Origin of the sequence: Shewanella sp. SM73 (assembly GCF_025653795.1) — a bacterium.
In the GTDB taxonomy this organism is placed as follows: domain Bacteria; phylum Pseudomonadota; class Gammaproteobacteria; order Enterobacterales; family Shewanellaceae; genus Shewanella; species Shewanella oncorhynchi.
The window spans coordinates 264,826-285,667 of the sequence record NZ_JAKKRY010000005.1; the positions used below are offsets into that span (position 1 = coordinate 264,826).

The 20,842-nt window shown below is 45.5% G+C and carries 19 protein-coding genes; 11 read left to right on the forward strand and 8 right to left on the reverse strand.

The genetic code is table 11. The annotated features are described in order from the left end of the window. Window positions 1–452 precede the first annotated feature (452 nt). The 4 genes from L5M51_RS09890 (at window position 453) to L5M51_RS09905 (ending at window position 3,515) form a co-directional block, all read left to right on the forward strand. A complete protein-coding gene (locus tag L5M51_RS09890) occupies window positions 453–1,493 on the forward strand; it encodes an NADP(H)-dependent aldo-keto reductase (RefSeq protein WP_263172510.1) in 1,041 nt (346 codons plus the stop codon). Between the two features lie 107 nt (window positions 1,494–1,600). Beyond that, a complete protein-coding gene (locus L5M51_RS09895) occupies window positions 1,601–2,029 on the forward strand; it encodes a hypothetical protein (RefSeq protein ID WP_173246641.1) in 429 nt (142 codons plus the stop codon). A gap of 232 nt (window positions 2,030–2,261) precedes the next feature. Next, complete coding sequence (gene ompV, locus L5M51_RS09900) at window positions 2,262–3,035, forward strand: outer membrane protein OmpV (RefSeq protein ID WP_173246644.1); 774 nt, start codon at window positions 2,262–2,264, stop codon at window positions 3,033–3,035. Window positions 3,036–3,056: 21 nt separating this feature from the next. After that, window positions 3,057–3,515, forward strand: coding sequence for a CC0125/CC1285 family lipoprotein (locus tag L5M51_RS09905; RefSeq protein ID WP_028761861.1), 459 nt, complete (start codon window positions 3,057–3,059; stop codon window positions 3,513–3,515). Window positions 3,516–3,776: 261 nt separating this feature from the next. Here L5M51_RS09905 and L5M51_RS09910 read toward each other — a convergent pair whose 3' ends face one another. From L5M51_RS09910 to L5M51_RS09930, 5 genes are all read right to left on the reverse strand, one after another. Beyond that, window positions 3,777–5,069: an ATP-binding protein gene (locus L5M51_RS09910; RefSeq protein ID WP_263172511.1), complete on the reverse strand. Its 1,293-nt coding sequence runs from the start codon at window positions 5,067–5,069 to the stop codon at window positions 3,777–3,779. Continuing rightward, window positions 5,066–5,770: a response regulator transcription factor gene (locus L5M51_RS09915; RefSeq protein ID WP_219250366.1), complete on the reverse strand. Its 705-nt coding sequence runs from the start codon at window positions 5,768–5,770 to the stop codon at window positions 5,066–5,068. The genes L5M51_RS09910 and L5M51_RS09915 overlap by 4 nt, the downstream gene beginning before the upstream one ends. Before the next feature lies 1 nt (window position 5,771). Further along, entirely contained in the window at window positions 5,772–6,161 is a 390-nt protein-coding gene (locus tag L5M51_RS09920; protein WP_263172514.1) for a DUF3019 domain-containing protein, read from the reverse strand. 9 nt (window positions 6,162–6,170) lie between these two features. Next, window positions 6,171–7,010 (reverse strand): MipA/OmpV family protein, encoded by an 840-nt coding sequence (locus tag L5M51_RS09925; protein WP_028761859.1) that lies wholly within the window; start codon window positions 7,008–7,010, stop codon window positions 6,171–6,173. A 279-nt stretch (window positions 7,011–7,289) separates the two neighbouring features. Further along, complete coding sequence (locus L5M51_RS09930; RefSeq protein ID WP_263172515.1) at window positions 7,290–8,990, reverse strand: methyl-accepting chemotaxis protein; 1,701 nt, start codon at window positions 8,988–8,990, stop codon at window positions 7,290–7,292. A gap of 347 nt (window positions 8,991–9,337) precedes the next feature. On the opposite strand from L5M51_RS09930, the gene L5M51_RS09935 reads away from it, so the two are divergent. From L5M51_RS09935 to L5M51_RS09950, 4 genes are all read left to right on the forward strand, one after another. Further along, window positions 9,338–10,687, forward strand: a complete 1,350-nt coding sequence (locus tag L5M51_RS09935) for a cysteine desulfurase (protein WP_131523710.1) — start codon at window positions 9,338–9,340, stop codon at window positions 10,685–10,687. A gap of 69 nt (window positions 10,688–10,756) precedes the next feature. Further along, entirely contained in the window at window positions 10,757–11,203 is a 447-nt protein-coding gene (locus L5M51_RS09940; protein WP_219250370.1) for a SufE family protein, read from the forward strand. A gap of 176 nt (window positions 11,204–11,379) precedes the next feature. After that, window positions 11,380–12,546: a membrane dipeptidase gene (locus tag L5M51_RS09945; RefSeq protein ID WP_219250371.1), complete on the forward strand. Its 1,167-nt coding sequence runs from the start codon at window positions 11,380–11,382 to the stop codon at window positions 12,544–12,546. An 83-nt stretch (window positions 12,547–12,629) separates the two neighbouring features. Next, window positions 12,630–13,802: an AAA family ATPase gene (locus L5M51_RS09950; RefSeq protein WP_219250372.1), complete on the forward strand. Its 1,173-nt coding sequence runs from the start codon at window positions 12,630–12,632 to the stop codon at window positions 13,800–13,802. A 19-nt stretch (window positions 13,803–13,821) separates the two neighbouring features. Here L5M51_RS09950 and L5M51_RS09955 read toward each other — a convergent pair whose 3' ends face one another. Continuing rightward, entirely contained in the window at window positions 13,822–14,139 is a 318-nt protein-coding gene (locus L5M51_RS09955; RefSeq protein ID WP_263172518.1) for a cupin domain-containing protein, read from the reverse strand. Between the two features lie 180 nt (window positions 14,140–14,319). Here L5M51_RS09955 and L5M51_RS09960 point away from each other — a divergent pair, with 180 nt between their 5' ends. After that, window positions 14,320–16,719, forward strand: a complete 2,400-nt coding sequence (locus L5M51_RS09960; RefSeq protein WP_263172520.1) for a toxin-antitoxin system YwqK family antitoxin — start codon at window positions 14,320–14,322, stop codon at window positions 16,717–16,719. Window positions 16,720–16,898: 179 nt separating this feature from the next. On the opposite strand, the gene L5M51_RS09965 is transcribed toward L5M51_RS09960, so the two are convergent. Further along, window positions 16,899–17,273 (reverse strand): PH domain-containing protein, encoded by a 375-nt coding sequence (locus L5M51_RS09965; RefSeq protein ID WP_105250128.1) that lies wholly within the window; start codon window positions 17,271–17,273, stop codon window positions 16,899–16,901. Window positions 17,274–17,474: 201 nt separating this feature from the next. Further along, on the reverse strand, window positions 17,475–19,391 hold the full coding sequence (locus tag L5M51_RS09970; protein WP_263172521.1) for a peptidase U32 family protein: 1,917 nt from the start codon (window positions 19,389–19,391) through the stop codon (window positions 17,475–17,477). 203 nt (window positions 19,392–19,594) lie between these two features. Between L5M51_RS09970 and rluA the strand changes: the two genes are divergently transcribed. Further along, entirely contained in the window at window positions 19,595–20,272 is a 678-nt protein-coding gene (gene rluA / locus L5M51_RS09975; RefSeq protein WP_263167566.1) for a bifunctional tRNA pseudouridine(32) synthase/23S rRNA pseudouridine(746) synthase RluA, read from the forward strand. A gap of 95 nt (window positions 20,273–20,367) precedes the next feature. Further along, complete coding sequence (gene asnC, locus L5M51_RS09980; protein ID WP_006080290.1) at window positions 20,368–20,829, forward strand: transcriptional regulator AsnC; 462 nt, start codon at window positions 20,368–20,370, stop codon at window positions 20,827–20,829. Window positions 20,830–20,842 lie beyond the last annotated feature (13 nt).

A 20,842-nucleotide genomic window follows, 5' to 3' on the forward strand; every position in this document is an offset into this window, starting at 1 on the left:
CAAATATCAACCATGAAAAATTTTTAGATAAATTTAGGGTAGAGATTTGTTAACGCAGATTCCGATATTGGCGTCACATTCCGCTGCAAATTCGTAAGTTAGATACGTAAATTTACGCAATTTTGTGACACAGATTCACATCCTTACTTACTGTAATCTGCAAATGTAGTTTTATAACAATTTATTCATAAATACGTCATTACTGATTTAGTAGTACCTAAGGTTTACAAAAATAAGCCAAAATCTCCATTTCAGTGCAGTAAAGCGCTAAAACCGTTAAAAGAGCAACTCAGCGAACAAACTTCAACCAATGGCATGCCTCAAAATGGGGCAGGATGGCTAAACTTGTTGGCTATTTTTAGCGCACTAACATTTCAACCTATGGTTTAACCTTTGCTTTACAGCAAAAGCTTGGTAGCCTCAAACTAAGAGAGTTTCCGTAGGAGAAATAGATGGAATACAGACGCATACCGCATTCTAATCTTGAGGTCAGTAAAATTTGTTTGGGCACTATGACTTGGGGCGAACAAAATACCCAAGCCGAAGCGTTTGCACAGCTGGACTACGCCATAGGCAATGGCATCAACTTTATCGATACGGCGGAAATGTATCCCGTACCACCTAAGCCGGAAACCCAAGGGGAAACCGAGCGTATCCTAGGGCAATATATTAAGGCCCGCGGTAACCGAGACGACTTAGTGATCGCCACTAAAATTGCCGCACCGGGGGGTAAAAGTGATTACATTCGCAAAAATATGGCGCTGGACTGGAACAACATCCACCAAGCGGTCGATGCGTCTTTAGCACGCCTCCAAATAGACACTATCGACCTTTATCAAATCCATTGGCCTGACCGTAATACCAATTTCTTTGGTGAACTGTTTTACGATCAACAAGAGCATGAACATCAAACACCGATACTTGAAACCCTAGAAGCGCTCGCCGAAGTGATCCGCCAAGGTAAAGTGCGCTATATCGGGGTGTCGAACGAAACGCCTTGGGGCTTGATGAAATACCTGCAACTCGCCGAAAAACATGGCTTGCCGCGTATTGTGAGTGTGCAAAATCCCTATAACTTGCTTAATCGCAGTTTCGAAGTCGGCATGGGCGAAATCAGTCACCGCGAAAACTTGCCATTACTGGCCTATTCGCCACTGGCCTTTGGTGCCTTGACGGGAAAATATTGCAACGACCAATGGCCTGAAGGCGCGCGCCTGACCTTGTTTAAGCGTTTCGCCCGCTATACAGGTTCGCAAATGGCTCTGGAGGCGACAAAAGCCTATGTCGATTTGGCCCGCGAGTTCAAACTCACGCCCGCACAAATGGCGTTAGCTTTTGTTAACTCACGTAAGTTTGTCGGCTCCAATATCATAGGCGCCACCGACTTATATCAACTGAAAGAAAACATCGACAGTTTAAAAGTCACCTTATCACCAGAGCTATTAGTGCGATTAAACCAACTGTCCGATCAATTTAGATTACCTTGCCCTTAGTCGATAATCGGGTTAAATAGTGGAACTATGGCATCAGGTAAATGCACCTGATGCTATAGGCTTTTCAGCGGTAGAATCACACCTCAATTGATTAAATGGACCTTATCATGTTCTATATACTTTTTTGGCTAATGCTATGTTTTGTCACTGCAATTATAGCTTCCAGTAAAAACAGATCAGCCGTTTTATGGTTCTTCATCTCATTTATTGTGAGTCCATTGATTGGCATTATTTGCGTTGCTTGTATGCCTGCAATCACGAAAAATGAGGCTCAAGCACACACAAATGAAAATGTTCAAGAAGATAAATCACTTTATCGTGACTGCCCAGAATGCGCTGAAGAAATAAAATGCGCAGCCCGAAGGTGTAAACATTGTGGCTCAGAGGTAGTTCCGCAGGAAATCCCCCAAGTAGAACATGCTGCAATCTTAGATGAAAATGCTGACGGTCAGCCATGCAGTATCTGTAAAAGTAGAAGAACGCATGACCTATATAACGGTGTCGCTATTTGTAATCAGTGTAAAGTTTGGAATTAGTCTGCTACTTGGTTAATTCGATGACCTAATAGCATCAAGAAACGCTCTTGATGCTATCAATTTTAAAAATTAATAATCTTAAAACCTTATTACAAACCTAATCCCTCCTCGTTTAATAAGAGATTCCCCTCCTTTCAAACCTTATCTAGGTTACATTCGGATACAGAGTCCTTTTAAGAAGTGAAATATAGTGGCATCACAGTCACTAGACAGATGTCTTAAGGATAAAAAAATGAAAAAACTTTGCTTTGTAATCACAAGTGTTTTGATGTCAAGCCACGCTCTTGCTGAAAGCAATACCTACATTCGTAACGGTAATATCTATAGTCATCAAGATCAGTTCTTTGCTGGCGCAGGTGTTGCTACTGGTAGTCAGTTTTATAAGGGTCAAGATCACCAGACAGGTGCCTACCTCAATGGCGGCTACCACGGTGAAGACTTCAACGCCGATCTGTCCGGCATCAACTACCGCTTTTTAGGCACGAACGATAGTGCCGTTAATTTCAGTATCTTTGCCGTTGCCAATCCCGGCTTTGATGCCGATGATGCGGATATTTTAACGGGCATGAAGGATCGCAAATTCAGTGGTGATCTGGGTTTAAACGCCGACATTCATTTAGGAAATGGCACGCTATCAACCAAATTCCAACACGATGTCACCAATATTTATGATGGTTTTCAGGCTGATATCACCTATTACCATCCAATAAATGTAGGCTTCGGTGATCTGGTGCCTTATGCGGGTGTGCACTACTTCAGTAAAGACTTCGCAAACTACTACACAGGTGTGACACCATCTGAAGCTACGGCGCAGCGTCCTGCCTATCAAGCCGACGGCACCTTTGCCTATAAGCTAGGCTACGCTTTGGTTATTCCAGTCACTAAGCATTTAGATATTACTCAAGCCACTGGTTACTCGCACATAGGTGCCAACATGGCTGACTCTCCGCTAATAGACAGTAACAACCAGTGGGTTACTACCCTTGGCGTGAACTATAGCTTCTAAACAACCTGACGAGACAAGACCATGACACTTATCAGAAAAACGTTTTTATGTGCTGGATTAGCTCTGATGCTTTCAGCTTGTGCCACTTCCTACGATACCGAAAAGCAATTTTGGTCTTTCGGTAAAGGATTTGAAACCGCACAGATTGCACCCGATAGCTGGCAGATAAGCTTTGTTGGCAATACCAACACTGACCGCGCATTGGCCCGAAAGTACGTCATGCGTAAGTCAGCAGAGTTATGCAAACAAGCGGGTTATAACTACTTCACTTTTACTCACGAACAAACCGATCGTGATGCAATTGGCCAGTTTGGAGTAGGAGCGAGCGCGAGTAAGGATATCTTGTGGGGGAGTTCGACGATGAATCAAGAAACCTCTGTCATGGTCGAAGTCACAGGTTTACATAGCAAGCCAGAAAATGCGAGTTCCCGCATCTATGAAACAGATTACATACTTAACAATGTCAATGTGAAAAGTTAATTGCTCATCAAAAATGCACCAGTCTAGATTCTCGTTAGGTATCAAGGCTGGTGCGTTTTATTTATAACCCCCCCCTGTTCAGCACCAATTCGTTAGGCACTCATTCGTATAGTGAGTTGAGTCATTCTGCCTCTATCTCTAAATCAACTCAGCAGATTAGATTACGTAGGCCTAGCCGCATTGCTCGCTTCAGCTCATGTTAAAGAAACAGACAAAAACGGCTCAAACCTCGCATTATACCAATCGTATTAAACCCCAACTTTAAACTTCAGCCTTGAATTTTAGTGACATGCGAGCCCCACCTAAGTCAGGAGCACGGCCAATACGTAATGGGGACCCCATCCAACAACCAATTCTATCGACAATCGCCAGACCCATGCCATGACCGGAATTTCCCCGGCTGTGCTGACCACGCACAAAAGGTTTAATCACTTGAGTAGATTCCTGTTCATCTATGCCAGGGCCATCATCGTCAACGTGTAACCACGCAATCCCATCTTCCGATGCCAACGTCAGCCGAATCTTTGCCTTACCAAAACGCAGCGCATTATTGAGCAAATTATTCACCTGCATTGATAAGTACTTGGGATCTGTCTTGATCTTGAGCGCTGTGGGATAGGGAACCAGTTCAACTGAAAAATCGGGGTACACTTGACCTTGATACTTTTCGAGTAACCAAGCATTGAGCTCAATCGACTGCCAATCGGGCTGGATATTCGCCTCATCGAGGCGGGCATAGCTGAGCAGTGTCATGACCAACTCTTCCATAGTATCCAGATCGCGGTTCAATCGCTGAAAATACTTCACCCTAAGTTGTTCGCTTTGGGTTTCTTCTAACGCCGCAAGACCAAATCGCAGCCGCGCAATCGGAGTTTTTAAATCATGGGAAACTGCCCGACTAAGCAATTTATTGTCATCGATTAATTGCTGGATGCGATCTGCCATACGGTTGAATTCGCTTTCTATTGTGCCTATGTAGGACGCTTTACTGACCACAATTCGCTGCTGTAATTCTCCCATACCAAATGCTTGAGTCACCTTACTGAGATTAACCAGTTGGCGGATTAAAGGAGACACCCACACCAACAAAATCACCACCACACCGCCATAAAAAAGCATGGTATACAGCTTATTCGCGTTAAAACTCACATCGGCTGGCGTCACTATCTGGGTATTGATATTCAGCACCTGACCCGTTTTAGGCAATAAATAGTGCAAAGAGATGCCGTCATCGGACTCCAGCAATAATGATTCCCCTGAATAAAACTCTGTCTTTAGGGCTGAGGGTAAGACAAAATCCGCTTCATTCACCAAAGACAATTGATCTGCATTTCGCTGATTCCAGTTGTCTATAAACGCATTATTTGGGGCGGGATCGTTATCTAACGTTTGCGCCAGTGAGCCGCCCAGCAGTTTTAATGCCGCGAGGTGAGTTGCTGGGCTAGGCGTTTCATTATCAGGATCAATAAGTGTTGCAAACTCACTTATCGACCAGCCTAGGCTGGCAATGGCCACCAGCACGACCAGCACCAGAGAAGTCATTAACTTCTTCATAAAGCTTGCTCGGCCTCATCGCTGCAAAACAAATATCCCTTGCCACGAATGGTTTTTACTTTATAGGGCTGACTCAACGCTTCCTGCAACTTCTTGCGTAAGCGCGATATGCGAATATCCACCGAGCGGTCTAGGCCATCGTATTCAATGCCCCGCAGTTGGGCCACCAATTCATTGCGACTCACTATCGTGCCCGCCTTCAATGCCAGCAGCCACAAGACATCAAACTCATTGGCATTCAAATCCAGCGGCTGTTTATCAATAGTGACTGATTTTGCCGTCGCATTTAACACTAAAGAATCAAACACTAATTGCTGCTTTTGCTCCTCATCACTCACTCGGCGTAACAGAGCTTTTATCCGCGCTAACAGCACCTGTGGTCGAATCGGCTTAGTGAGGTAATCATCAGCACCGGCATCTAACCCGCGGATTTCATCGCCGTCCTCAACGCAAGCCGTCATAAATAAAATGGGCCCAGTATAAAATGCCCTGGCCTCCTTACACACATCGAAGCCATTCTTAACGGGCATCATCACGTCGAGTAGCACTAAGTCAGGCATCTCATCGGCTATCATCTCTAAGGCAAAATCACCTTGGCTAGCCACTGTGACTCCGTAACCGTGATCCAGTAAATAATCACTGATCCACTCTGCCAGTGAGGTATCGTCCTCTACGACTAAGATATGCTTTGCAACTGACATATTAGAATAACCTCCAACCGGACTGACTCTGTTTAGGGGCCTTATAAACCCATGTCACGACCACTTTAACTTGCGCGAGCGGTTGTACATCATCATTACGGATAAGACTAAAAGTCGCCGTTTTATCCCCTTCAAAACTATATTGATATTCTTGCATAGCTTTGCCAGTCCAGCAGATTAACTGGTGCTGGCGGTCAGTCAGTATGAGGCAGTACTCGCCGCTCGCGGGTGTCTGCCATCGAAACAATACTTCCTGATAGCAAGTTTGCCCTTTATGCAGTGCAATGCAGCGTTCTGGGGTTGCGGTAAAAATAACGGCATCATCCTGACTCCAAGCCCAAAAAGGCGCGCTCAGCATCACTACCGCTAACAATTGATAAAATCGGTTCATGCCCTCCTCCTAAAACACATAGCTAAGAGAAGCATTAAAATACGATGTATAACTCGCTTGATTGAAGGGACTGTCGGTCACTTCTTGGGATAACACATTGAAGCGATACATGGCCCGAAAGACAAAATTTTCACTCAGCGGATAGGCAACCCCTAGCTCCATGCCGTAACTGAAAGAGCTATCCGGCCGATACTCAGGAAAGCGTTCAGTGGCTTCTTCCTTACTGATCCCAAAAAGATAGCGATTCAAGGTGGCAGATGAGTAACCTACGCTCCCCAATACGTGAAAATTCCAATTACGAACCTGCCAGGACTTACCCAATCTGGCAGAACTTTGAATACCTTGATCATCATAATAATCAGATACTAACCTATACTGAAAAACATAGTTATCGCCCCAATAACGTGTGGCACGAAAACCTGCACCAACATAGAGAGAATCTTCCGATAGTAGATAAGCATTGCGGCCAGCTTCATCCAGCGTACTGGGATCCACATCAGGACGGGACCATGAACCTTGCAAGTTAGCCAATAGCAGTTCTAATGACCAATCCTCTGAGCTCCAAAGATTAAATCCCAGATTAATGCCATCTTGAGATTGATGGATCATCTCAACAAACAGCCCTTTGTACTGGTACATGCCACTGACTAACAGCGACAACTGTGCAGAACCAGAATCCGTTTGCCGAACATCGACTTGATTAATCCCGTAAACACTCATGCCCAGCTCAAAATCACCGCCGTCAGCAAGGCGATTAGTTCCTCCAGTAACACTGCTCGCAATATCTGATGCTGCAGCGGTTCTAGGAAGAATGCTCAGCGTTAACACAAGAAGCCAAAGAATACGCATGCCCATTTAATTCACATTTTTAGTCGTTATTTAGCGCTACATATTACAACAGTTTGTTGCAAGTCACTGCACAACCAGTATCATTTTTACGGCAATTGTGTGTCGGATAACAAGATAGACCTATATCCCAAACAACTTGAATCCTGCATCTTCAAATTGTTTGAGGATATACTCACCTCACATTGAGTTAAGGCACAAATGAGGCTCAAGCTAAGATGAAGTGGCGCAGTTAAGTTAACCGCTGTCGTCGTTAGCACACTGAATTATGGGCTAATACATTTAAACAACTCGCACCTTAAACTGCTGCATCGTTTCCCTCAATGAATTAGCCTGCTTAGACAGTGACTCACTGGCTTTCGCGGTTTCGTTAGCGCTGCAGAGAACCAACTCACCCGAATCACGAATCGCATTAATGCGCTCACTAATATCTTCGGCGGTCACGGCTTGCTCCTCACTAGCGGTCGCGACTTGAGTATTAGCCTGAGTCAGTTCAGTTAAGGCATCTAAAATCTCAAATAGGTGCTGCTTGGCTTGATTAACGAGCAGTGACGATTCACTGATTTGCTTATCGTTATTGGCGAAGGATTCAACTGAAGACTTAGCATCTTTCACGAGTGTTTGGATAAGATCGCTGATCTCCTGCGTGGCCGTTTGACTGCGCGTTGCCAATGCCCGCACTTCTTCGGCAACGACAGCAAAACCACGACCTTGATCTCCCGCCCGTGCCGCTTCAATCGATGCATTCAAAGCTAATAAGTTCGTCTGCCCCGCAATCGCATCGACCACTGAAACAAAGTTGAGGATTTTTCCCGTACTTGCCTGAACCTGTTGAATAAGTTGATTTGAATACTGGGCGCTGGCAACCAACTGCTTCGAGATTTTTTCGCTCGCATCGACAACTTCACAACTTTCTTTCACTTTATGCTCGGCTTGTCCCGCTGAATACGAAGCGGTTTCTGCACTACTCGCCACTTCAGTAATCGTTGCTGCCATTTGGGTCATAGAAGCGGCGACTTGGTCAGTGTTATCCTGCTGCCTCAACATAGCCTCACGATTATTCTCGGCCACCGCATTAAGCTCAGTCACCATAGAGGCAATTTCTTCACTTCGAGCAATCACTTGGCCAACAGTTTTACTTAAGGTCCACGCCATTTGATTCATACTGACGGTAAGTTCGCCTAATTCATCCTTGGAATCGACACGTAACTCTTGGTTAAAGTTGCCCTTTTCCATCATGGCGGCAGAATTACGTAACCGATTGATAGATTTGACCATGTATTGACTGCAAGCGATGCCAATCAATAATCCTATGACTAAAGACACTATCGAAATAATCGTTAAGCCATAAATCGCCCTGAGTTCTTCTTCCTCAGTCACAGAAACCGCAGTTTGGGTCATTTGCTCTAAACGCTCAACGAATTGCCTCAGCTCAGTATTAAATTCGTTTTGCGCAATCTCTAAAGATTCAACCCGCTTAGCCAAGGCTGCAGGTTCTTCTTTTTGCTGTATTCCAGTAATCACAGTGGCAAGCAGGGCTTCATAATTACCAAAACGTTGAATAATAGAGCCAATCTCTTGATTTAACTGCTGAGTTTTTTCATGTAATTGCGGATTTTCAGCCTCTTTTAATGCCTCATTGAGCATAGACTGAGTCGAGAGTAACTCCTTGCTAATGTCTTCATTGTGCCTGATAACATCCGCAATAAAAGCCACTAAAATTTGCTGGCTCGATGCGGTTTCAATGTCCGCGGCACGAAACGCTTTTTCTAAAATGACAGAGCTTTCAAGCTGCTTAATGGTGACGTCAGTTGATAATCTCACTAATGGAATATTCTCTTCTGCAATGCCATGAATTTCCTCCGATACACGCTGCATCTTCAACAGACTAAATCCAGACAAAATCAAGATCAGCACTAACATCACCCCAACGAGGGCGATCATCTTATGTTTAATCCGTAAGTCTTTTAAAAGCTTCACCATAAAACTACTCTCCAGCAAAACACTGACAACGAAGGACGTCCAATTTAGGATAGTCGGAGTTTTAACTTTCGGTGGATGAATTAAGCGTAAAGTATTAGCTGAATTTAAAAGAAAAACTTAAACATTAGAAAAATCGCATCATAGCTAAGCTCAATGATGCGTTAGAGTCTAAAACCGTTTAAGGCGTGCGAAATATCTATTAGGCAACAGTTTGAACAGACCTTAGTGAAATTAGGCGTTCAATACCACTGTCCGATACCAACGCCTCAACAAACCGCTAAAACTTGCATTCACATGGCAGATCACAGAAGATCCCATGGCCTTTTTCATTGCCCTTAGCCTCGCCCATGACTCAACCTGCATCGCCTACGCCAAATACTGTGACTAACACAGCGACGAATACAATGGCTGACATTGAAACATCCCATGCCTCGGCGAATGCTATGCCTGATACCACAGTGACACTTGGCTCATCTGAAGCATATCAGCAAAATGCTCAGATTCGGTCGCAATTCCCAGCGTTAAATCAAATGCTTGATGGTTATCCCCTATGTTATCTCGACACAGCAGCCACCAGCCAGAAGCCGCAAATGGTGTTAGATGCCATGGCACAGTTTTACACCAACGACAATGCCAATGTGCACCGTGCAGCGCATCAGTTATCAGCGCGTTCGACCTTAAGCTATGAGAAAGTGCGCGATCAGTTGCAGCAATTTTTGAAGGCAAAACGCCGCGAAGAAATCATTTTTACCCACGGCACCACAGAATCAATCAACTTAGTCGCCTTTGGGCTGACTACCCAATTAAATGCTGGCGATGTGATATTAATCGACGCCGCCGCTCACCACGCCAATATCGTGCCTTGGCAGGAACTGGCGAAACGCACAGGGGCAATCATTAAACCAATCCCGCTCTGTCAGGATTGCCGCTTAGATATCAACGCCTATAAAACCTTGCTCGAGTTAAAGCCTAAAATCGTCGCCCTGTGCCATGTTTCCAACGCCCTAGGTACAGTCAATCCCGTGGCTCAGCTAGTGCAGTTAGCGAAAAAACAAGGTGCTATCACCTTAGTTGATGGCGCACAGGCAGTTGCGCATTTAACGTTGGATGTGACTGAAATCGATTGTGATTTTTACGTCTTCTCAGGGCATAAAATGTATGGTCCCACTGGTGTTGGCGTGCTTTACGGCCGTTTCGACGCGTTAGATAGTCTCGCGCCACTATTAACTGGCGGCGAGATGATTAAACGCGTGAGTTTTGAAGCGACAGAATTTGGCAACCTGCCGAATCGCTTAGAAGCGGGCACGCCGCCGATTGCTGAAGTCATAGGTTTGGGCGCGGCCATTACATTTTTACAAACCGAGCTCATGCCGCAGGTTCAAGCTTATGAAGCTGAACTAGTTAACTATTTACAAAGCCAATTGCGCGCACTCGGTGAAGTGCATTTATACGGCGCCTTTGATGACAATATCGGCGTAGTCGCGTTTAATCTTGCCGGTGAACATCACCAAGATGTAGGAATTTTGCTGGACCAACAAGGGGTTGCCGTTCGCTGTGGCCATCATTGTGCCATGCCATTAATGCAGAGCCTGAATCTTAAGGGCTGTTGCCGTGCCTCTATCGGTATCTACACCAATAAAGACGATATCGACCGCTTTATTGCCGCGTTAGCCTCGGTAAAAGACTTGCTGCTGTAATCCAGCATTTAGCCACTGCTCTACCCAACTCATACGATGCTCAAAATAAGTTAGACAGGATTTAGCCCTATGACAGATTCAATCATGCCTATGCCAAATGAGGCCGATTTTCACTATTTAGTGCAAGATGCCGAAACCTTACTGGCGCGTTTTACCAATGCCCCTAACTGGCAGGAAAGATATCGCCAAATTATGTTGTTAGGGAAAGACTTACCAAGCTTAAGCCCTGAGCTTCGCATCGAGGCCGCTCAAGTAAAAGGCTGCGAGAGTGATGCGTGGCTTTACCATCTAGAACAGGCTGGCAAACACTATTATTTAGCCGACAGCGATGCCCGCATCGTTAAGGGATTGATCGGATTATTGCTTGGTGCCTGCCATGGCAAAAGCCGCACTGAAATCCAAGCATTTGATCCTACAGCTTACTTCAAACAATTGGGCCTAGAAGGTCAGCTCAGCCCATCGCGCACTAACGGCCTTAACTCACTGGCAAAAGCAATGGTTGAAGCCACTCGATAATCATAACCCGAGGGTTTTCATTTACTGTGACAAGCGATAATTGAAACCACTCGGCAACAACAAATAATCACAACTCTAGCTCAGGGGCAAAGGCCAAAAAAGGGATTTAATCAAAGACTTCTACGCCCTAAAAAGGTATAAAGAAGTTACATTTGCGTTATTGATAGGAACCGAGCATGCCCATCAAGGCAGTCAATCACTACCGTCGTACACTCCTTAAAGGTCTTGGCGCAGCAACTCTGTTAAGTCCACTCGCCAGTTTACCTAGCTTTGCCGCCGCACAAAGGCGGATATATGTCGATGGTTTATCCTTCCTACCCGATGACTTAAGTGATGTAACCGCCGCTAAACTCGATGCCTATCTTTGCGATATTTCGGCTATTGAGGCCATAGAACAAGTCGATGGCACTCAAAACTACAAACGCACTTATAAAGCTTGCATGGAAAGCATTAAGCAGGCCGCTAAACGGGTAAGTGATCATCCCGATATTTTACTGCAAGGTCTGAGGGGGCGAGATATTCAACGTGCCCGCGACAGCCAGCGCACTGCGGTATACTTTCAAATACAAGGCGCAGATTGTGTCGAAGAAGACAGCGAAGCTAACCAGTGGGCGCGGGTAGATGAGTTTCATCAACAAGGGCTACGCGTATTGCAACTCACCCACCATTACGGCAATACCTTTGCCGGCGGCGCCTTAGATAATGATGCCAGTGGCGGACTCAATAAACCACTCACGGCCCACGGGCACGAACTTATCGCCAAACTCAATCACGCCAATATCTTGATCGATGTGAGTCACTCCAGCGCTCAAACCGCTTTAGATGTCGCAAAAATTACTAAATCACCCATAGTGCAAAGCCACGGCGCGGCGCGCGGCATAGTAAACCATGCCCGTTGTTCCCCCGATGAAGTGATCCGCGCCATCGGCGATAGCGGCGGCGTATTCGGCGTATTTATGATGAGTTTCTGGCTTACCAATAATGCCGTGCCCACGATTGATGATTATATTCGACAACTGGAATACGTTATGCGTGTTGGTGGAGTGGACTGCGTGGCAATCGCTAATGACTTCCCGCTCCGAGGCCAAGAAAACCTACTGGCACTCGGCAATGACAACGCCAAAGGCATTAAAGAATATCAAGAATGGTGGTACAGCCTGAGGGCGAAAGGCGTGCTAGGTTTTGATGCAGAGCCAAGGCATGTAGTAATCCCCGAGCTGAATCATATCGATCGCATGAGCCGTATCGACGATGCCTTAGCCAAGGCGCGCTTTAAATCTACTGACCGCGACCGTTTTATGGGGGGTAACTGGCAAAGAGTACTCAACAAAGTGCTACTGTAAATGCCATTGTTTTATCGTCATGTTTAATTTACTTTGTCGATAAATTTACTGGCTTATCAGCTTGTTTCAGTCTTGGATATTCTATGCTGACCACACTCGCTATTTTCAATTATCGCTCTCTGCGTGAAATCGTCTTACCCCTAGGACAACTCAATTTGATCACTGGGGCGAATGGCAGTGGTAAATCGAATCTATACAAGGCACTACGTTTACTCGCACAAACGGCGCAAGGCGGCGTTGTCAATGCTTTAGCCCAAGAAGGCGGACTCGACTCCAGCTTTTGGGCGGGACCAGAAAACCCCACCCAAAGTATGCTAGCGGGCGACACCGCCATTGAAGCCACCGTCAGGCAAGCGCCAAAACGCCTAAAGCTTGGATTTGCTGGCGAAGATTTTAGCTATCTTATTGAACTCGGTTTACCCAAACCCGACGCCACCACGCTGTTTGGCTTAGATCCACAAATCAAGCGTGAAGCCATTTGGAACGGCCCTAAGTATCGACCCTCAACGGTATTAGTTGAGCGCCGTGGTCCTATGGTGAAGAGTCGCACTGCTGACGGACAAGGCTGGATAACCTTAGGCGCACACCTGCAAACCGGCGACAGTATTTTTACCGAACTTGCCGATCCAGAGCGCAGCCCTGAAGTGCTAAAGCTTCGCGATAGTATCCGCGCATGGCGTTTTTACGATCACTTCAGAACCGATGCAGAAGCGCCAGCCCGTCGTCCACAATTAGGTACAGCCACGCCAGTATTGCACCACGATGGGCGCGACCTTGCATCAGCAATTCAAACCATTTTTGAGATAGGTGATAAAGCGGCTTTTGATCATGCGGTGAGCGATGCGTTTCCCGGTGCTAAAGTTCGCATTGAACCCCAAGCAGGCGGTATTTTAGTACTCGCATTTCATCAAAATGGCTTATTAAGGCCACTCAATGCCAGTGAATTGTCGGATGGCACCTTGCGTTATTTGCTATTAATTGCCGCCCTACTCACCCCAAGGCCGCCAGAGCTTATGGTGCTAAACGAGCCAGAAACTAGCCTACATCCCGACTTATTACCTGCGCTTGCACGCTTAATCGCTAAGGTGTCGGAAGAGTGCCAGTTGTGGGTGGTTTCCCATGCTAATCGGCTTATTAATGCCTTAAGTCAATTTGAACACTGCAATACCTTAGCCTTAGACAAAACCTTAGGCCAAACGCAGATCCAAGGCCAAGACTTACTCAATACGCCCAGTTGGCTATGGCAGAATCGTTAACCTGTAGCCTTAACCCTAATCAATCGTAAAATACCGCGAGCCATAGGGTTTCTGAACTTATAGAAGTCGAAGCGACTCGATGTTTTTGATGGGGCGGAATCGTTAAGTAATCTCCAGGGGTTAGCCTAACGGGTTCACCTTGTTCAAATTCAAGCGTCGCCTCGCCTTTGAGCAGCATCACCCATTCATGTTGAGTTTGATCGTACCATTGACCTTCGGGCGTAGATTGCCCATTGGAAACGATGCGCTCAATAGTCACAGTGTTATTGCCCGCCAGTTTTTCAAAAGTTTCCGCCGATAAATCTGTGGGTAATTTTGCAAAAAAGTTATCAAGCATTTTGTCTTTATTCCTCTGCTTTTATTAATGTGCCACTCTGATTAAACGGTATTTGGAGCAATCAAGCATTGAGAAACGAATCCATAAACCGCTATGATATGCGCACAGAAATACTCAGTTACCATGAGTATCCCTCAGATAAGCTTATTGTTTTACATATGGATATGGAGATTTCCCCCAATGTCGTTGTTTCGCGCACTCAAAGCCAAGTTATTTCCCTCAAACCAAATTAGCCGCGTTCCAAAAGACATTCATCTTCAAACTGAATCACAAACACTCAGCCAAGAACAAGATTTAACGCAGGAGCCGTCAGTCGCTGCGCCGCTATTCCAGCGTCATTTCAGCTTAAAAATTCATGCGACAAAGGCAGACGCGACTTCTTGCGAAGAAAATGCCGACCACGGCTTAACTCTCTATCACTACGATACGCCCCAAGTCATAGAACTCTTGGGCTGGGAAAACGCCAATGAATGCTGCGACTTCCACCATACCGAATTCGACCGCCTCGAAATCAGCAATCAATTCCCTTTCCCCGAGCAGCACTTTTGGCTCGACAAGGTAAAAGTGTGCAGTATCACCCCAAAAAAGAACAGCCAAATAAAGGCGTTGTGGCAAGTTGAGCTTAACAATCTCGATGCATTATTGATAAGCCACTTTACCCTCGATGCTGACAATATAGTGCAAGGCGATATTCAAGATTACGCCAGCCTAACAGGCCAACTGCACCGCACTTTTCACCAACTCAATACTGAAGATGGTGCGGGTATACTTAGAATCATCACCCAAAGCCCAGGACTTACCCAAGCCGTCGATTCAAACTATTTTGGCGAACGTAATGGCGTGACCCGCCAATTCAATGCCCTAGGTACCCTGTTATTTGAAGGCAACTTTATTAATGATCAGCAACTTGGAACACAAACGTGGTATGACCATGAGGGCAAGATCAATCAAATAGAAGATCGCCATCCCCAAGGTCAATTTATTCAATACTTTTATGGCAATGGTCAGCTTAAAGAAACCGCCGAACAAGATAGCAATGGATATTATATCAATACGTTAACTCGCTACTATGAATCTGGACAAATACAGCTGATCCGGCCCTTAGTGCAAGATGTTATCCACGGAATTGAAAAGCAATATTACCCTGATGGTTCACTAGAAGCTGAAAGATATTACAACCAAGGCTATGAATATGAAGCCGTTTGGTATCATCCCAATGGAGCGATTAAACAAAAAGTGTTTAACGATGTGACGGGCAAAGTCATTGAAGAGTTTTACGACTCAGGTAAGCCTGCATGGCGTGAACCCTTCAATACCGAAGGCCAATTACATGGCGAACATGTAAAATGGTATCCCAATGGTCAACTTGAAGAAAAAATCTATTTTGAGAATGGTAAAGAACAAGGCATGGCCCTTTGGTATCATGACAATGGTCAACTCGCCCTTGAGATCTATCTTGAAAATGGACTCAGAGAAGGTCTATTTAGAAGCTATTATAAAAGTGGCGTGCTTTCGGCCGAAGGCCAATATAAAAATAACCTCTCGGTAGCCCCTTTTATTGAATACCACGAAAACCAGCAAATTCAGATGTACTTACCGCACACACAGGGCAACCGTGATGGCACTGCTCGCTGGTTTTATGAAGATGGCACGATACGTACAATTTCTAAATATGAAGTTCGTGATGGTCAAGGCTACCTCAAAGAGTCCAGCTTTTATAATAACAAAGGGATCCTCGAATCCTATCAGAGTCACTCGAATACCCGCTGCGGCTATAATCTTGATAATAATCAAAGGGAATACTATCAAGAAGGTATTGCCGATACTCGCATCGAATATTATGAAGATGGTGCCATTCGCTGGTTACTCACCCGTACGCAAGGGGATTTATTTAGCTCTAAATCCTTATCCCCTCAGGGTTTAATTTTAGAAACTGGCACAATCCAAATTACTAATGGTCGTTACCTCGATATCGGCCATTGGCAACGTTTTACGCCCCAAGGAAAAGTGTACCGCGAAGCCTGGCTAGATGAACAAGGCCAACTGATAGAAAGCCGTCACTACTTTGATTTTCATGAAAATATAGCAACTCAGGAAGATGAAGAACCTGAATGGGATAGCCCAGAAAATCCTAGTTATGATTATGATGAAGACGATGCTGATGGGCAAAGTAACGGACCAAATAACCGTACGGATAACAGCGAACATCATGCTAGCAATAGTAGAAATAACGCATATTTATCTCGTCAGAAGTATCACGCACCCAATGGCAATACCACGACAAAACAGCGAGAAGATAAAACAATAGCAGTAGATGTCGCCGCTCACACCGAAGAACCCATATTGGCTTATCATTTAAAATTTGATGATGAAAGCAAACTTTATGCAATGAAACGCTATCATCCCAATCGCCAGATTGCCGAAGAAGGTAATTTACAAATTCAGGGACAAGAGCAATTCTGGGTCGGCATCCACAATCAATACGATGAGCAAGGCAAACTCAAGCTTTCCGAAACCTATACTATGGCGGGCGAACCGATAGAACACTCCACTAGCACAAGTAGGATAGTGTTAAATTAATCAAGCAGATTTGAATCACACTCGATAGCGAGGATAGGTAAGCCCAGATAAAACTTGGCTTACCTTACTCACATTAACCGTCAGCTTGCGATAACAATTCCAAGCTTGATAGCACTAAATGAATCTAAGTCGCAGCACTAAAACTTAAGCCACGGCACTAAAACTAAAGTGCAAAAAAACTAAAGCGCAAAAGTGGCGATGGTCTTTTGAATACCCACAACATCCGTGCCACGCTTGAGCTCTTTTACTAAAGGTTCGCTCTGGCCTGAAATCCAAATTTTAAGCTCGGCATCCATATCAAAATGCCCTGTCGTTTCCACTTCAAAATGGGTAATGGATTTATAAGGTATTGAATGGTAAGTAACCTTCTTGCCTGTAAGTCCCTGCTTATCAATTAAGATCAGGCGTTTATTGGTGAAAATAAACAAATCACGGATCACTTTGTAGGCGAGTTTTAATTCTTCTTGAATGCCCATGATAGGCCTTAATTCCTCGGCTAATTCCTGTAAATCAACCTCAGCAGCATTACCGAGTAAACCGTCTAACAATCCCATTTTAATATCCCTTATTATTAATATTATTTTCAATAAGATATCTGCTCATTACCGCATGTGCAATATAGGGCTTTGATGAAAATATGGGAGTAGCGATGGTGAGAGCAACATCAATGAGAAGTAGGCTGTTATAGGCGCGCAGATGCAAGCTGAATAGGTGCTAGGAGCATTGCACTCGGGCAATGCTCCTAATGACAAATGTTAAAGGTGCTTCTGGCCTCGCACTTGACGGTTTTCGCCGACCACCATCATTTCGCATTTAGGGCAGTCGAATACCAACTTGAGCACATCATTGCCGATTTCAAGCACCATAGGATCGGCCTTGATCCCTGGCACTTCTTTCGGACACAGATTGAAGTTAAAGCGTAAGCAATGCTTAGTGATCATCAATGGCACGTCTTCAGTGACGCCATTTTTCTCATAGGTATCTTGGATTTCAATCACGCCATGGCGTTGATAAAAATCCTTGGCCTTTTCGTTGGCAACGTTGCCTAAGTAACTCAAATGCTTGACGGGATAGACTGCATCTTGATTATGCTTCCACGGCAGTGGACGCACGTAGCCTTGCATACGGGCAGCCTCTAGAGCGGCCACACCATCACGGCGCAGACCATTGAGCACAGACGCAGGCAAGAACCAAGCTTGAGCCGTATCGATACTAATGCTACGGGCAACAAAGTCGGTACTGCCGAGCTTACCCAGTTGAGTGCGGGTATTTTGTAAGGTCTTATCGACATCTGTCGCAGGTGTCTTCTCAACTGTTAAATTGACTGTGGCGGTTAGGCCATAGATATCCGTCAAGGTCAGCGCCAGTCCATCTTGGGTGTCGCTCAACCGTAAATCGACGCCGATAATCCGCTTAGAAGATTCTTTCGATAACAGGGCTTCGAAGGCTTGGTTATGGTTACGATATAAAGTCATGCCGACCTTTAAATCCTTTGGCACCTGCAATATATGCAGTTTTAACCCTTCGGCGCGGTTAACCCGCAGGCCTTGCAGCTTGTCATCGGACTGCTTTGCCATGGCAAAATTCGCGGGGAAAAACGCTAAGCCATCGCCGTTATTAAACTCATGGCTAGAGCTCACTTGGATAAAGTCTTTGCCTATGCTGACCACTTTACCGACTTCTTCGCCTATGTATTTTGGCGAGCGGAAATCTTTAATGCCTTGGCTACGTTCGTTAACAAAGTAATCTGTGCTGCCACGGTTAAAGGTCTTTTCTGGATCGGGGATAAAAGAATGTTCACAGCGGCCGTGGGACGAAGCCTTAAACTCAGGGCGACGCGCCATAATCGCATCCAACTTTTGGCGATAATGCGCAGTGACGTTTTTAACGTAACTTAAATCTTTTAAGCGACCTTCAATCTTAAACGAGCGAATGCCCGCATCGATGAGCGCTTCGAGGTTTTCGGTTTGGTTATTGTCTTTTAAAGACAATAAGTGTTCATTCTGCGCTAACACATCCCCTTGACGGGTTTTAAGATTGCCCGGCAGACGGCACATTTGCGAGCATTCACCGCGGTTAGCACTGCGGTTACTAAAGGAATGGCTCAAATTACATAAGCCACTGTAAGCCACGCACAAAGCACCGTGGATAAAAAATTCGAGTTGCATATTAGTATGCGCGGCGACATCACGGATTTGGCTTAAGCCCAATTCACGGGCAAGCACCACCTGAGAAAAACCAACTTGCTCTAAAAACGCCACTTTTTCTGGACTGCGGTTATCCATTTGGGTACTGGCATGCAGGGCAATCGGCGGCAAATTGAGCTGTAATACGCCCATGTCCTGCACAATCAGCGCGTCAGCTCCCGCTTCGTACAATTGCCAAATGAGTTTTTCGGCGTCGGCCAGTTCGTTATCCATCAAAATGGTATTGAGGGCGACGAATACCTGAGCATGATATTGATGAGCATAAGTACACAGGCGCGCGATATCTTCAACACTGTTACCCGCCGTTGCCCGCGCACCAAATGCAGGACCACCTATATATACCGCATCGGCACCATGGCGTATGGCTTCGATACCGTAGTCAGCATTTTTTGCAGGCGCCAATAACTCAAGACGGTTATGGACGTGAGAAAGATTCTCGGGAGTGTATATCTCTGGCTGGCTCATGGCTTCACAGACTCAAAATGATCATTAACGAAAAGGACGGGAGTATAACAAAAACTCAAATACAGCTCTATCAGCAAATCATCAACTAATCCGCTTTACTTTTGTCAGCAAGGATAATGGCACAGCCGATCTTTTGGCCTCACACTTGCGCCCTCAAGCCTAGCAGAGTATCTTTGCCCCGCATTGACGAATAGGCACTATTTATGACTGATTTTATTTACCAACCACCGACCACTCCTTGGCTCGATATTCTTTATCAAGATAAAGACATTATCGTCATCAACAAACCTTCAGGATTGTTGTCTGTGCCCGGTCGCGACCCCGCCCATTACGACAGTGTCTATGCCCGGGTAAAAGCTGAGCATCCCCATTGCCAAATCGTCCATCGCCTCGATATGGCGACCTCTGGCGTGATAGTTGTCGCCCTTATTCGTAGCGCCGAGCGGGAATTAAAACGTCAGTTCCACGATAGAGAAACCAGCAAAACCTATTATGCAAGGGTTGCAGGTCATGTCAAAAATGACACTGGCAGCGTTGATTATCCACTGATCTGCGACTGGCCAAATCGCCCTAAACAGAAAGTCGATCATCTTGTTGGCAAACCGTCTTTGACTCACTACCAAGTAATGAGCCGCGCCAAACGCTCAACGCTGGTTAAACTAATGCCAATCACAGGCCGCTCACACCAATTACGGGTGCATATGATGGCGCTAGGACATCCGATCTTAGGTGATGGTTTTTATGCCGACTCACTGGCAAAATCCTTAGCGCCTCGACTATTACTACATGCAGCAGAGCTCACCATCAAACATCCCTACTCGGGTGTCAGTATGACTTTTAGCGCAAAAGTCCCTTTTTGTGAGCCTTTGGGCGAACAATGATCACTAAAATCAAATAATACGGGCAAAATCGGTAGCAATTCCCCATAAAAAAACGTAACTTTATGACAATTCACTACGTTATAGAGAGTTTATTTATGGATACCGCATTTCAGCGCGATCAACTCGATAATCATATCCTCGAAGCCCTAATGCAGGATGCCCGCACACCCTTTGCCGAACTCGCTAAACGCTTTAGCGTGAGCGCCGGCACTATCCATGTTCGGGTAGAAAAAATGAAGCAAGCGGGGATCATTACAGGTGCGCAGATCACGGTAAACCCTAAAGCCTTAGGCTATGACGTTTGCTGTTTTATCGGTATCAACCTTAAAAGTGCTGGCGATTACCCCGCAGCTATCGCCAAACTCAACGCTCTCGAAGAAGTCGTCGAAGCCTATTACACCACAGGCAACTACAGTATTTTCGTCAAGGTCATGTGCCAATCCATCGACGGCTTGCAACACGTGCTCATCAATCGCATCCAATCTATCGATGAAATCCAGTCGACGGAAACCTTGATCAGCCTACAAAACCCAATCGTCAGAGCGGTTAAACCTTAAACAGGAAAAACAG